Source organism: Paenibacillus sp. fava2 (assembly GCF_058313675.1).
In genome coordinates this window covers 60,509-75,244 of record NZ_JBZFQH010000002.1, presented here as the reverse complement: position 1 = coordinate 75,244, position 14,736 = coordinate 60,509, and the positions used below count along the sequence as shown (strand labels likewise).

Here is a 14,736-nt window from a genome sequence, read left to right as displayed (position 1 = left end):
TGGCTTCCTTTATCTTGCGAATTCGGGCCTCAAAAAAAGGCCGACAGCTCAAGTGCTGCCAGCCAATTCTAATACCTGGGTTTAGTGTACCAGCGCAGCCCTCTTACCATTCCCAGGTAGGAAGTCCCTCGATGATAATTCCATCTGAATCCAATACCAGCCATATGCATTCGTTTTTATCTGCTAGCTCGATCAGTGCGGCCAGTTCCTCCGGGATATCCTTCCTTCCTGGCTGTACAAATACCCAGTAACCGTAATCACTTTTCCTATCAACGATAATGCTGGATGCTCCCCAGTCTTTCGCTGCATCACTAAGGAACGTCTCTGTTTCTTTCTGCACATGTGAAGTAGATACTTCCATGTACTTATAAAGCGGCAGCTTCTGCGGCAGTGTACGGAAATGTTTGGCATAGTGCTCTTGCCCGTTAAGTAAAATGAGGGAATTTCCTCGGTTATCTATTTGAGGCGCTAAGCAAAATGAAGCTTGCTTTTCATCCATTCCAGTAACCTTGTCTTTGCCCCAGTAGCTAACCGTAATACCGTAATCATTTTTCATCATTGCTGTGTACCCCCCGTTAATTCACCAATTAGATCCAGCAGTTCGGCTTCAGCTTCCTCCAGCTGACGTTGCGGTAATAAACCTAAATCATCCAGGGTACCGCCAAAATTCTCCGGCCCCTCCCAGGCGTCCTCCCATACCATCGAAAGATTGCCGTAAGCTATAGCCAGTGCCCGTAAAGCATCTTTTTGTTCCGCTTTAAATTCCATAAATATCGCTCCTTCACTTCGACTTAATTTCAATACATCGAACCAGACATTCCGGACAGATCGGCTCCATGCAGCAGCCTCCGTCTGCATGCTCATGACATTCCTCGGACACTCCCGCAGTGCCATCTGAATGTAAATCTGTATAGACTCCAGCAGGTGTCATCTGAAAATAGATATTGTCTGCTTCAGAATCCCCCAAATCACCACCACATACTAAAACATGATCGATCTCGCAATCGTTCGGGCAACTCCACGGCATACGGTCTACCTCCCTTTCTTAGAACGTGGGAATATGGGAATGAATAGAGCAGATACGATCAGATATATAACCCCAAATACAGACCAAGCAGGCAGGAGACAGATGGCAATCAGAAAATGCCATACTCTATATGTGTCTACATACAGCATCATCTGAGTAGTGGTTTCTCCGTTTTCCGAAACTGCACTGACCATATCAAACATCAAAACTATGAAATTTGTAATTAGCAGAACTACTAAAACTATCATCATTACTATCATCCAATGAATCCTCCCTCGGTAAAGGTCTTCCCGGCCCCGGGGAAGCCGGGGCCGGGTCGCCTGGTTTCTTTAAGCGACCTCTGATTTCAACTGCTGCTCGATCTGATAAATAATACGTTTCGCCGTAGTTTGGATCGTTTTCCCCGCCTCCATAATGGCCTGAGAATCCTTTGATCCGTTCCAGCCTGCTACATAAGAAAAGCTGTACTCACTCGTATCAAAACCAAAGTACGAAAGAACCACGAAAGCCGTCCCCTCAGCTTCCACTTCCCGCACATCCCTGGTCTTGTCTGAACCATCATGCAGCAGACCATGAGCCATTTCATGCACCAGTGTTTTGCACTTATGCAGTGCAGCCAAACCTTTTTTCACACCAATTGATTGTGTGAAATAATCAAAGTACCCCTTCACTCCATTCTCAAGCTTGATTTCCTCCACCGGGAACGGGCAGGCTGCCTTTACCGTCTGATAGAACCCGCGGAGATTTTCCGTATCCATAGACAACTCTTCAGTGAGTTTCGGTAGCTCTTTCCCATAGGTCTGGCTCACATCAAAAACCGATGTTAGACGCCAGCCTGTTCGCTGTGTCTCCGCTTCTTCTGTCTCTTCATCCACGACTTTTTTCGTGGTAGGAGCCCAGATTTTCAAACTGCTTTCCCCGGCCTTTACCCGGCGTCCCACAGAATTCCAAAACGATAGACTTGCTACCTGAGTGGCATTTGGATTTTGGAAATAAATCAGCATCATATTTTTGAAGGAATAATTGTGGAATTTGGATTGGAAGAGTAGCACCTCTCTCCAGGCATCGGAGGAATACACCATAGATACCCCTTCTTGCAGCAAGCTGGTCAACTCTTCAATTTTTTGTTTGGTCATATGAAACACTCCTTAGATGTGATTAATAGTGATTAAAGCCGCTTTGCCGGGCTGTCCAATTATTGGTAGTATTCATTTGCACAGGAAGAGCAAGCGCCGCGAATCTCCTGTTCTTCTCCTGCTTTCGTCATTGCTAAAGCTTCCTTATATGCTTCTTCTTCGCTCTCAAAGCAAATTAGATTCATATCACAGCCGCCCAGCGCACACATTTCTGTCGGCACTACCCAAGCCCAATCATCAAAAGAGTAGTAAAAACTAAACGCGGGTGCTTCAATTTCTCCGTCTTCGACTTGATGCCAGAATGCGGAATGGATAGGATCTCGCCGTTCATCACATTCTTCCACCTTAAAACTTTCAAGCTTCTGACTGCCGCATTTACTAATTGAAATGCACCGTTCCAAAATAGCGGCGAATGAATTTGTAATTGTTTGTTCTCCGTCCGGGTATACACAAAAGAAAATGGGTTTATCAGATTCAAGATCATCTTCGAACAATTTGACCTGTTCTGGTTCATCCTGCATCGCTTCCATAGCGCCCAAAGCAAAATCTTCGCAGTCATCTTCATCCCAAAATTCGACCTCGATCTTCACATCGCCATTAATCAAAAAGTCCGCAGTTTTGAAATTTTTCCAAGCCTCAAGACCAAAACTATCAAATTTAGCTGTTTCCATATATCATCATCCACCTTTTAAAAGTTTGAATTAGAACCTGGTTCCCCCTAACATCCGGCCACGTTTGCCGGGCTAGCCCGAGCGGCAATGAGCGGAAATCTTTAGGGGTAAGAACGAAGGTGTTACTCGATCGTTCTGCTTTCGTATGAACTTTTCAAGGAGCAAACATCCGTGTAACGTAGCCGTCATAGCCCGATTAACCATACCGGTTCTTGCCGTGCAAGGGTCTGCCCGATAGGGCCGGCGTTCTCGAAGAGATACGCCGCCCTTGCACGGCAAGGTTCGGTGTGGTTGGCTAAAATGACGGATACGTTACGCCTTCGGATGTTCGCGGGAGAAAAGGGCAGGAGAATGCAGATCGCCGTAACCGCCGCGTGATGCACCCCGTCTGCTTGTCCTTCCCTGATTTCCCCCACAAAAAAAGGGCCGGGGTGCTAGTCCCCGGCCTTGCCCTTTGCTTTGTTCTTGCTCTCTGCCTCTTTTGCCCTTCCGTGCCACCGGGTACCCCTTTTTGCAGAGCTTGCGGCGCAAAAAAAATTCGGAATGGAACAGTCAGGGCTTTTTCCCCTGGCTGGTCGCTTCCGAATTTGCGGGGTGGTGGGGTTTCACGGCTAAAAAAAATTCCCTTCAGCAGTCTTTTTCTCCAAATATGAAATCTTATACTACCTAAAGTGTAATCCAGGAAATGAGAGAGACGGATTGCGGAATAGGCTCGTTACTAAAATGCTTAAAGCGAATAACTTCTTAAGAAAAAGTATTTGTAGTATATCACTGTGCAAGTATAATTCCCCTTAACAAACCATCTAACTTTTCATGATGGAAAATTTCAAGTTTTTCAACTTCATCGGCATCACCGCACCACCACTCCCAATTGATGTATATATCAATTTCACAGGGTTCGAGCGCTGCGACTTTGTTTTCAGTACTCTCTGGTTGCCGGTAAAGTTCTTGAACAATCCTAACCATTTCATCTTCACTCATGCCGTATCCTTCATCTATGTAGGACGCCTTAAACTGGATGTAGGCAATGAGCAGATCCATGGCCACCGGCGCGATGGTAGAGACAAGCTTCATTTTCCTGTTGCGATCGCTACTATAGGTATGTGTCAGATAGTACGTATACTGCAGATCGGAAAATAGTCCCCCCTGAAGTTTGAATTGCTGCAGTAAGTCGATGGACTTTTCCCTAGAATAGCGAATGCCCCAAGGATCCGAGTCAAGGTAAGAGTCAGTTGATTCCTCAGTAACTGCGTTTTCAACAACATCCATCCAATTTTCCTCGGTGATGTCCGGTCCTTCAAGCTCACGCTCGATAGAAAATATAGCTTTACGATTAAGGATATTTTCACGAATAGAAATGCTATCCTCCCGAATGAACGCTGGAATCGAAAATTTAGAAACGGAAATGTGGCCTTTAACGAGAGCAAAAAATATAGCATCATCGTGTTCTTCAGCATCAAATGGAGTATGCAAAATATCTACTAAGGCCAGTGTGTGATAGTCGGTACCTACTGGATAGACCAGCTGCACACCTTCATTTTTGATAGAAAGAGAAAAATCAATAAAGTCCTGGAGTGAGGACGAATTTTGAAATTTTAATTTACCAACCAAAATTTTATAATTCGCTACTCTCGAATAGTGAATCCGGATCTCTTCATCTGGCATTTCCAAAATCCCAATCTCCGATACATGCACCAGCTTATTCCCTTGAGGTAGGGCGACAACAGCATATTCCATAAATAATCCCCCTTATGTTGACTGCCCATCTTACGCTGAAGATGGGCAGAGTATAGAATTACATAAATTCCAGAAATGCCGGCTTAGTAATTACGGCTACATCCCTTGAGTATGTTGGGCCATTTGCATAGGTTGCACTTTGCCGTCAGCAACGTCCAGCATAAGCGACTTGGTTTTTGGACTCATGTAGGGCGTTTCTTGAAAAGTGAGAGACTGCACTTCAGATTGTCCCTTGAGTATATAATCAAACTTCCCATTCTTTCCGAACCGGTACCGTTCTACTGCATGTTCAAGTTTCCCTGTCATGTCTTCGCCAGGAATTCCCTCGCCGCGCATAATAGCAGTTTTAAGATTTTCTTCGGCCAACGGATGGATCCATTGGGTGATGTCCTTAATGAGAATCGCTTCTGCCTCAACGGCCAGAACCGTAGCAAGGATCTGCTCACCGCTACCGATCAGATTAATCGTATTGGGTGGTGAAGCTTGACGGGCAATAAAACCTTTACCCGATCTCTTAATATCCATCGCCTTTTCATTTTTATAAAAGACTCTCAGTTTCTCATCCGGCCCTAAATTATCAAGCAGCTGGCGAACACGCTCAGCTTTAGCCGTTTCTTCGGTCGGGAGAATAGGTGCGGACGCATTCTCCAGGGAAAGCAGATGGACTGGCTGTTCAGGCTCTGCTAAAACCTTGGCCAACTTCTCTGCAGACTCTTCAATCCTTTTGGTTTCATGTCCATTATCGTGAACGGTACGCACCTGATACCCCTGCTGCTGATTACGATTTTCGGCTAATGAAATATAGTGAGTAGCATCATGGCTGCGGAGCACCAGCTGTTGATCCAGGGAGGTGAGGTGCTGAAGCACTTCGATAATCTCTTCTTGATACATGGGAACCATGACGATGGCAACAGCCGGCGGACTGGCCTTGAAAGGTGACAGGTCAATAGCCTCCTGGTTATCCTCACGCACCTGGTATCCCTGCAGCTTAACCGGCTGCTTTGTGGCCGGGAATACCTCTGCGGTAAATTCTTCTGCAGATTTGAAGAGTGCCGGGTTCTTAGAAGATTTGAAGGGCTTTTCAGCTTCAGACGCTGCATAGAGGGCTTTCCCTTCGACTTCCCGAGCTTCCCGGAAACCGGGGAGCTCGGGCCGCTCGCTCGGAGTGAGGCCGGCGATCGTGGAATATTGCTCGGGAGTTAAAAAATCAATCTGATACGTACTCCCATCGATCTGCAGCTGCGCACTTTGCAGCTGAGGATGAAAACGATCCAAGGTGTTGATAAATTCTTGACTATCCATGAGACTTTGATTTTCCATAGAACAACAGCTCCTTCAGGAATGTGATGAAAACTTGTACTTAGGAAAGGGAATCGGTCATCATCTATAATTATTACTCAAGCAAACCTTTCATCTATTTTCGGATGATGATTTCCATAAGCTTTAGAGCAAACTCTATTTAATAAACGAATACCGGTTAGCCTCTTTGTTATATCCCAGAGCACTATCAAAGGGGTCTTTCCCAGGGACAACAAAACCCGTAATTTTATCGGTCTTACCGCTTTTTAGCAGTTTTTTAATCTGGGATGCGGAAATTTTTTGAGTCAATATCTCTTTCCCAAGTTTGAATTTGCAGCCCTCACGCCAGCCACTGCAGCCGTATGACTTCTCTCCTTCAATCACTGGCTTCTGGCATAGCGGACAGGCACCCAGGCTGTTATCGGCGGCCGTAGGTTGTCGCGTCTCAACCTTTCCTTCTTTTAAGAAGAGAATTAAACTGTACGGTCCTTTCTCACTTGGCAGATCCTTAACCAGCACTTCCTTGCCGGTAAGCAGAGATTTTACAACTTTAGTCGTGAGTTCGGTTTTCCGGAAGGATTTCCAAATCGTAAATTTGCAGCCCTCTCTCCATCCGCTGCAGCCAAAGCCTTTAGGACCTTCAGTCACCGGCTTTCCACAAGTTGGACAAGATCCCAGGCTATTATCTTCAGCTGATGGTTTACGGGTTTCTATTTTCCCATCTATGAGCTTCAGATAAACTTCATAGGCGGGCTTATCATCCTTACCAGGAATATTTTTAAGCAGTACTTCCTTCCCTTCGATTAGTTCCCGGGCCTGCTTGGTTTTAATAGTGGATCCGCGGAAGTCCTTCCATATTGCAAACGCACATCCGTTTTTACGGTCGCTGCAGCTGTATACTTTGCTATGCTCCATGACCGCTTTTCCACATTTCGGGCAATCCCCTATGGCTTCGGTATTATCAAAGGCGCGCCCGTTGGACGGGAGACTTTGAATACGGGTGAACAAATCGTCCTTGCTGTCCAAAATATCATAGGTAAACTGTTTGAATTCACCCAGAAGATCCTGCAGCTGGCGCTGCCCTTTCTCTACCTCTCCAAGCTTCTTTTCAAAATCACCTGTTAATTCGATGCTGGCAATAGGATGTTCATGAACCATAGCCATGAAGGAACGGCCTTTTGTCATTAGATATACAAGGTTTTTTTTGATTTCTATATATTCTTTCTTCACAAGAGTCTGGACAATATTTGTACGTGTAGCAGGAGTTCCGATCCCCTTGTCCTTGATTAAATCAAGAGCTTCATCATCAAGCTCTGATTCATCGACTAGCTGGCCGGCATGCTCCATAAGCCGCTCAAGTTCATCATCCGTTAGTCGCTTAGGCTTGGAGGTTTGTCCCTTTCCAAGATCCGCAGCGGCGGTCTTAGCAGGCATGCCTTCCTGTAGATCCGGAATTCTTCCGGAGGATTTTTTCTCTTCACCTACCTCTGTATCTTCTTCCTCCTGCTCTGGTTTGAGCAACAATCGCCATCCGGGTCTTACCATTTCAACGTTCCGTGTAACAAACGTTTCCCCTGATACAAGCGTTATTGCTTCGGTTTCCCGGTCCAGCCCCTCCGGATGATGCGCGGCCAAGGTATGCTTAAGAATCAATTCGTAGAGCTTGGCTTCGTCATCGGTTACTTTATCCGGTGACTCTCCAGTATATTGAGCTGGATTTTTAGCCGTTGGTACAATGGCTTGGTGAGTTGCTGCTTTCTTGTCATCGGCAAACCGTGCATTCTCTCTCAAGCTCCGCAGATCCTCCGGAAAGAATTGTGCGTACTGACTCTTTTCTCGAAGAGAATTGAGGTGATTGGCCAACTCATCGGCCTTATTCAAAGTTAAGTGGCAGCTATTTACGCGCGGGTACGTAACATACCCTTTATCGTAAAGAGATTGTAGAGTATTGGTCGTTTTCACGGTGCTAAAACCTAGCGATTTACGCGCAGCCGTTTTAAGGGTTCGGCTATGAAACAGCTGGGGGGCAAGCCGCTTAACCTCTTTTACATTGAAGGTTTGGATTGATCCGGTCTGTCCTGCAATCTTTCTCTGCATTAATTTGGCACTGTCCTGGTCATTAAACCGGCTAACGGTTGTTTCGTCCGCTTTTTTGAACCATTGCCCCTTATAGTTTCCTTTCGCTGTCTGGAACTCTGCGGTTAACGTGTAAAACGGTTGTGGTACAAAATTCTCTATCGCCATTTCCCGATCGTATACAATTCGCAGAGTCGGGGTCTGGACACGCCCTGCAGATAGGATTGCACTTTCACCGGTAGCCTCTTTGGCTAACAGTGTGAAAAAACGTGAGGCTGTGAACCCGAGCCAATAATCGGCATACGATCTGGCCAGCGCAGCATCTGCGAGTGGCTTCATATCATCCCATTCGCGCAGCTGCTGCATTCCCTTAGTGATCGTGGGTTCAGTCAAGTCATCAACCCATAAGCGTTTATACTTCTTAGTGTAGCCTGCCTCATTCAGAATGAGGTTTCCGATATGTTCACCCTCACGATCAGGGTCTGTCGCCAAAATACATTCTTTACTGTTCTGTAGCAGCTGCTTGACGATATTGAACTGATCCGTCTTTTTAGGATCTACTTCTGTCTGCATTTCTTCCGGAATAATCGGAAGCGTCTCCCAGGACCACTTTTTATATTTTTCATATGTATCCGGCGCTTTAAGGCGGATAAGATGGCCTATTGCCCAGGTGACCACATCGTTATTTTTCAAGAGATAGTAGCCACGTTTCTTAGATTCAATCCCCAGAGCTTGAGCGATCTTTTCCCCCATATCAGGCTTCTCAGCCAAAATTAAACGGTTGTACATAAGCTAGTCTCCTTCAATTCCTGTTATTGTTCTGGATGCTGCTAACTGCTGTGCATTTTGCAAACACCATCGTTCAATATTCTTCAATTTCCCCGCGGCTTACTGCTCGTTTAATTATGAGTGCGGAGGCTGCTTTTTCTGCAGGGATCCGCACTGTACCTTTTAGCCGTCTGTCACGTTTTTTGTTAGAGGCCAGGCGATAACATAACAAAACACTATCGGCTTTTTCGAGCACGTAGTAATCATAATGATCGACGTCAATGATATCGCCCTCCATGGGTTGATTCATGCTACTCTCCCCTTACTTCCTTCAGGTGTTTTACATGGCAGTCTCTGGCTGGGACAACTTCCTTGACTCAGCATAAATGCTATCCCATTCCGTGTCGCTTAGTGTCTTCCCAGTGTATCTCTCAGAGGTTGAAAGGCTTAATTTTACAGGCATATCATTTTCGTATTCTGCTGTGGAATCGCTGGCAAATCCAGAAGTCAACATACGGTAAGCCTCCGTTCGAATCCACTCCTTCATGTATTCATCATCCGCAGCTTGTTCTGGAGTGACTAGAGCCATAAGATCACTGCAGCTTATTCGAAATTCAGCGCTCCCTTGTACTAAAACACGTTCTACGATTACTTCTTCTCTTGCCATAAGATATTAGCTCCTTAAATTGGGGTTGTAGATCTTAAAAACGATTAAAATCTCTGATGAGAAACAACACGATTTTTACCACGGCTTTTGGCCTTATACATGGCTTCATCCGCTTGTTTGAACAGTTCATCTGCCGAAACGTTCTCTTCGCAAAGGCTATAGCCTACACTTACTGTTACAGCTGTAATAACGATGGATTCAGCCTCTACCCGAGCTCGAAACTTCTCGGCTATTTCTCCAGGATCCGCATCTGGGTTTGTAATGATGGCCACCATTTCTTCGCCGCCATATCTACCGGATATTCCAACATCTTCAACGGAGCTCTTCAGAATTCTGGCCACCAGCTTTAGAATCTCATCACCGGTTTGATGCCCTTGCAAGTCATTGACCTGTTTGAAGTTATCGATATCAACGAATATAAGGGCTTGTGCTGTTTCGTTTTGAAGAAAGTCATTTACCTTTTTCACGAAATGCTTACGGTTATACAGTCCTGTTAATCCATCTGTAACGGAATGGTAAGAAACAGCCTCTACCATATCAACAATGCGATCATAAAAGATTAGCAGCATTACAAACTGTGCCCCAGTGTGGAACAACAAGCCCATGAACCACGTACCGGGAGGTTGTAAGAGAAGAGTCGTTGCCTGTAATAGCAGGCCAGCGATGAATAATAGGTGTGCTGTCCTGTAAAACTTGCTTTTGGGTAGCTTCGGAATGAGGCGCAAGATGAGTACGGCTATGTATGAGATCCCCAAGAAAACGGTAATCAAAGTGCCAAAGAGGGTATTGAACAGCAAGATGCCGGCCCCAAGTAGCGCACATCCAAGTGCAGCAAAATGAATAATAAACTGCTTCCAATTCCCCTTTAGAAAATAGTAGTGAAAAATCGCCTGCACACCAATGTATTGCATCAGGGAAAGTATAGTAGTGACTCTTGTTGTGGTTATATTCCCCGGGCTAGAAGCAGCAGCTACATACATGGAAAATCCAACGATGAATATGAGTGCTGGTATGATGAACAATATGAAATAGTTTTTTGTCCGCCAACGGCGATATAGTAGGTAATTAATGCCTGAAAGAGCAGCAGCGCAGCTGGCGTAGAGCAGCAAAGGACTCCACTCGAAAAGAGTAATCATAAGGTCCACCTTTTTGATTTGATGTAATTCGGATTGATATAATATTTCATTTTCTTCTTATCATTACTGAACAGATATCGACGGGCAACGTTCAGATTTGTAATTTTCCAAACCGGGATGATCGGACAGTATTGATATATGATGAAATACCGTCCGCTCACTTCTGCCTTTTTGACAAGTTACTTTATTCTATTGCCTATCCCAAACTACCATTTGAAACACGCTCCTTGTGTGATAAGCTATTTAAGGCAGTTCCCGGTGCGCATGCATAAAATCCCGCAGCAATCTCTTGGCTAGAGTGTGGGATTTTGGGGCTGCCCCTATATGCACATAATCGCAAGGTTCTCGGCTACACATTTTTAATGTAATGGCCGGAGTGTTTTCTGGTGGCCAATGACTAAAAATAAATTGTACTGGTCCTTGCTGTATTTCCACATAACCCACAGTTTCAACAACTCCGACACGACATTTCGGACAGTTACTATCGTTCAAACGACATACACCTCCTTTCCTGTGTTCGGCAGATCAAAGACTTGGATTAACCCCCCACTTTTACAGCATCACCCTCTTTCATCGAGATCGTCTTCGTAATCATCTTCCTCTTCTTGAGCTTGTTCATAAATATAAGTAGTGGCCTGAACTCTTCGGTGGTTAATAAAGAGCTGCAGGAAGATACTTATTAAAAACAATCCTGGCACAAACATGAGGTATTCAATAGGTACGGGCAGAGAACCTATAAGCCAATCTAAGCTGGTCGTTTCCGTTTTAGGCGGATGGTTCCAGACCGAATAGATAGTAAGTCCATACAAGGGCACCGCGTTGATGTAATACACCCATTTCCATCCCATATACAGAAAAGTTGCGACAATCCCGGTCCAGATCAAAAATAAAAAAAAGGGATAGTTATCCGTATAATCCTTATGGCCGGTGAGCTGATCTGCAATATTTGCAATGGCAAAAAAGATCAGCGTTACTATGTAGCTATACATATAGGCGGATTTTTTATTACTTTCTTCCATGTTAAAATTCCCCTTTGTCAAAGCGCGACTTGTCCCCTTCTTTGCAGAATTAGGCACTAAAACTGCGCTTTATTCTTTCGATCGTTGGATATTCATATATTCTCTCGATGAGAGGATGATCGTCATACGTGACTAATAAATCCGCGCAGGCAAATCCTTTGTGCAGCTCATCTAGCAAAACCTGCAATTTGTAATGGTCATCTTCATTATAAAAATACCGGTATAATTGCTCTCCCTGGGAAACATAGGGCGGGTCAAGGAAAATCGTCGCTTTGTCATTCCAGTACTCTTCTTCAATTAACTCCAAGGCATCCACATTGAGAACAGTTATTTGATCACTCATAGAGTGAATAAGTTTAATTCGTTTACACAGATCCTCCGGACGCCAGCGCGAAAGCAGCTTCTCTTTATTCCCTCGGATTCCCCCTAATGGATTTGCGGAGTGGATCCCGGAATATGCAAGCCGATTCACTAAGAGCATGGCCCAGGCCGCCTGGAACATGTCGCAGTTTTCGTAACCGGATTTAATCACTCTTCTGGCCTCAAAAAAGTCCTGGTGTGTTGGCGAATGATTAAGGATCTCCAGGGTCAACGCATCAGGGAATGTCTTAATGATTTGGAACAAGGAGTAAATGCCAAAATCATAATCATTAAGGATTAATTTTTGGACTGCACCGGCATGAAGTAGAGCCAGTTCTACACTCCCCCCGCCCGAATATGGACTAATCAGCACATCCGTTTTATCTGGATTAAGGTGACTGTAAATATACTGTGCGATCTTCCCTTTGCCTCCGGGATACCGGAGTGGACTTATACGCTTATGGAGTTTCACAGTCGTAAGTATATTGGTGTCATGATTCCTTTCCCCTTTCCTTTCTAGGATGAGTGTATACTTGCGATCTTCATCTGCAGGATTGAAGAACGTGTATCCATCGCAGCAACCGCACCAAAACCCTTTCCTGGCAGGATCAATATCATCTGATTGCGGATCAAATTCCTCTTCGCAAAATTTGCAAACGATAGCTTTCATTGCTGCCCCCTTCGATACTATTAGATAAGTGGATAATTAAAACAGCCTCTCATTCAGACTCACTTTATTGATCAGCATTGGGGAATTGTACGTTGTATCGTTAACAAGCTGAGAAACGGGATAACATTCTAACAAATCTGCACGATACGGCTGCAGAAAAGAACGCAACAGATCCATATCTTTGTTTTTACGGTCCAACCAAGCTGCTTCATCACCCTCTTTAAGGATAACAGGCATTCGATTATTGAAGGGAGCAACAACGCGGTTTGCTTCTGTTGTTAAAATCACACAAGCGCTCTGCTTCCCTTCAGGAGTGTTCCAAGAATCATATATGGCTGCCAAAGAGAATAGATTTCCTGAAGCAAGCTTTATTCTCATCGGCTGCTTCCCAGAGTCAGTGTTCATGAATTCATAAAAGCTGTCTGCAGGAATGATAATTCTTCTTCTCTGAAAAGACTCGCGGAAAGGCGCATAATCAGATACGTTTTCTGAACGTGTATTGTGAATAGGTTTCCCCGGTTTGTTGCCTTTCTTTTGAGAAGGGAGTCCCCATTGGATTTGGCCGGCCCTGTAACGAATCCCATCGTGGATTACAGAGAGTATGGACTGCATTGGTGCCACGTTATAATTCTTTCTGTATTCCGGAAGCTCAAGCTGTCCTAGAGCGTAATGATTGATAATATCGACGGCTTCAGCTGCTAAAGTGAACCGACTACTCATTACATTTCCACCTTTTGAAGATATATTTTTAATTTAATCCTTTTTCAGATGGTTTAGGGTGTGAAAGATCACATTTGAAATTCGGACATGGTAGCGGTCATCAGTTCAATTACTTGTAGCAATTGCATTTTCTCTTCCCAGCCTTTAAGGCTTCTTTCTGCGAATCAAACTTCATTATATCTGTTCGTTCAAAAAGCGCTCGACCATGTTCACAATTAAGATCATGAAACACATCAGAATCCTTGGAAGCCAAAAATATCCTGTTTGTTTGATCGTTTGTTCGTATATTTTTACGGTAGGCATACATTTTACTTATTAAGCGTTCTCGATCCCAGAGATCAATGCCCAACTTATCTGCAGTTTCTCTCACCTGCTTGGTAAATCCTCGATTGGTAATGATCCAGGCTTCTTGGCAGTGATAAAGTGTTTTAGCAGTAAACACTTGCTGTACAGCCTCAAATGTGACATTCTTTGCCCAGCATTTGGCTTGCACACAGATCCGCGACCCGGTTCTCGGTTCAGTTAGGATGCGATCCGCCCCCTTGTCTCCCTTGCCACCTATCTCTTCTACTTTGTATCCAAGATTTTCGAAATAGACAGTCAAATACTCTTCAAACTGAACGCCCGTCATACGATCAACTTGAAAAATACCCGACTCTTTCAATCTTGTTTTTTCTCGCTTTGATTTGGCCACTCCCGAAATCCACTTGAATAGCTGAAATACCAGGTCTAATATCAGCAGACTAATTAGGAGTTTACCTACGAAACCATTCAGAATTGAATAGAAAAATTTACTTAGTGGATCCTTTTGATCTATTTTATCCTTTAGCCCGAAGACCGCATAACAGATAAATACCAGAGAAGCCACTTCAACGAATAACTCTTTTGTGCTCTTTCGGAACCGTCTATGTCTTTTACTCATTCCTCTACCTCTATCCGGATGTTTATTTAGCCCACGTTTACATCGCAAGCCCCTTAATCCGCTGCATAGTTTGCTGCCCATTTGGTTTCTTCTTTTTAAAAATCCCCTTCACCCTCCTGAACCGTACACTTATGTCTGGTATTAAAAAGAGGCTTGATTAATAATCTCTTTTACTTCCTGCATATAACGCAGGTGATCCGCTAAAGTAATCTTCGATTCCTTCCGGTTCCGGTACATTACTTGAAGATATGCTATTGCTTCACTTTCGGTTGAGAGCTTGAGTTCCCTTTGTATTGCAACAAGCTCGGCTTTTATAGCTGGAGGAACTTTAATGCTTTTTCTGTTGTCTCCCATATTCCAACCTTTCTGGCGGTTTCTTCACCCCCGTACATATAAAATTGCAGTCATATCTATGAGGAATGCACCTGTCTACATTATACCACATTTTGTCCCCAAAAACCTGTGATTTGTCCCCGGAATCTCTGATTATATCCTTTTCTATTCGGGATGATTGGTTTGAATTGACAG

At 44.5% G+C, this 14,736-nt stretch carries 15 protein-coding genes; all 15 read right to left on the bottom strand.

The window, feature by feature from the left end; all coding sequences use genetic code 11:
• Positions 1–103 precede the first annotated feature (103 nt).
• Positions 104–559 carry a DUF5983 family protein gene (locus AC4G46_RS32470; RefSeq protein ID WP_491129108.1) on the bottom strand — a complete coding sequence of 152 codons (456 nt, stop codon included), beginning with the start codon at positions 557–559 and terminating at the stop codon, positions 104–106.
• Entirely contained in the window at positions 556–768 is a 213-nt protein-coding gene (locus AC4G46_RS32465; protein WP_491129107.1) for a hypothetical protein, read from the bottom strand. Before AC4G46_RS32465 ends, AC4G46_RS32470 begins: the two co-directional genes overlap by 4 nt.
• Before the next feature lie 588 nt (positions 769–1,356).
• Positions 1,357–2,163 carry an ArdC-like ssDNA-binding domain-containing protein gene (locus AC4G46_RS32460; RefSeq protein ID WP_491129106.1) on the bottom strand — a complete coding sequence of 269 codons (807 nt, stop codon included), beginning with the start codon at positions 2,161–2,163 and terminating at the stop codon, positions 1,357–1,359.
• Positions 2,164–2,222: 59 nt separating this feature from the next.
• Positions 2,223–2,834 carry a hypothetical protein gene (locus AC4G46_RS32455; protein ID WP_491129105.1) on the bottom strand — a complete coding sequence of 204 codons (612 nt, stop codon included), beginning with the start codon at positions 2,832–2,834 and terminating at the stop codon, positions 2,223–2,225.
• Positions 2,835–3,602: 768 nt separating this feature from the next.
• Entirely contained in the window at positions 3,603–4,571 is a 969-nt protein-coding gene (locus AC4G46_RS32450; protein ID WP_491129104.1) for a hypothetical protein, read from the bottom strand.
• A gap of 96 nt (positions 4,572–4,667) precedes the next feature.
• Positions 4,668–5,891 carry a hypothetical protein gene (locus AC4G46_RS32445; RefSeq protein WP_491129103.1) on the bottom strand — a complete coding sequence of 408 codons (1,224 nt, stop codon included), beginning with the start codon at positions 5,889–5,891 and terminating at the stop codon, positions 4,668–4,670.
• A gap of 135 nt (positions 5,892–6,026) precedes the next feature.
• On the bottom strand, positions 6,027–8,735 hold the full coding sequence (locus AC4G46_RS32440) for a type IA DNA topoisomerase (protein WP_491129102.1): 2,709 nt from the start codon (positions 8,733–8,735) through the stop codon (positions 6,027–6,029).
• A 73-nt stretch (positions 8,736–8,808) separates the two neighbouring features.
• Complete coding sequence (locus tag AC4G46_RS32435; protein ID WP_491129101.1) at positions 8,809–9,024, bottom strand: hypothetical protein; 216 nt, start codon at positions 9,022–9,024, stop codon at positions 8,809–8,811.
• A 30-nt stretch (positions 9,025–9,054) separates the two neighbouring features.
• Positions 9,055–9,381: a hypothetical protein gene (locus AC4G46_RS32430; RefSeq protein WP_491129100.1), complete on the bottom strand. Its 327-nt coding sequence runs from the start codon at positions 9,379–9,381 to the stop codon at positions 9,055–9,057.
• Between the two features lie 44 nt (positions 9,382–9,425).
• Positions 9,426–10,517: a GGDEF domain-containing protein gene (locus AC4G46_RS32425; RefSeq protein ID WP_491129099.1), complete on the bottom strand. Its 1,092-nt coding sequence runs from the start codon at positions 10,515–10,517 to the stop codon at positions 9,426–9,428.
• A gap of 560 nt (positions 10,518–11,077) precedes the next feature.
• Positions 11,078–11,536, bottom strand: a complete 459-nt coding sequence (locus AC4G46_RS32420) for a hypothetical protein (protein WP_491129098.1) — start codon at positions 11,534–11,536, stop codon at positions 11,078–11,080.
• A 49-nt stretch (positions 11,537–11,585) separates the two neighbouring features.
• A complete protein-coding gene (locus AC4G46_RS32415; protein WP_491129097.1) occupies positions 11,586–12,566 on the bottom strand; it encodes a DNA adenine methylase in 981 nt (326 codons plus the stop codon).
• Between the two features lie 36 nt (positions 12,567–12,602).
• On the bottom strand, positions 12,603–13,286 hold the full coding sequence (locus AC4G46_RS32410) for an SOS response-associated peptidase (protein ID WP_491129096.1): 684 nt from the start codon (positions 13,284–13,286) through the stop codon (positions 12,603–12,605).
• A 109-nt stretch (positions 13,287–13,395) separates the two neighbouring features.
• Positions 13,396–14,208, bottom strand: a complete 813-nt coding sequence (locus AC4G46_RS32405) for a restriction endonuclease (RefSeq protein WP_491129095.1) — start codon at positions 14,206–14,208, stop codon at positions 13,396–13,398.
• A gap of 141 nt (positions 14,209–14,349) precedes the next feature.
• Complete coding sequence (locus AC4G46_RS32400; protein ID WP_491129094.1) at positions 14,350–14,562, bottom strand: hypothetical protein; 213 nt, start codon at positions 14,560–14,562, stop codon at positions 14,350–14,352.
• Positions 14,563–14,736 lie beyond the last annotated feature (174 nt).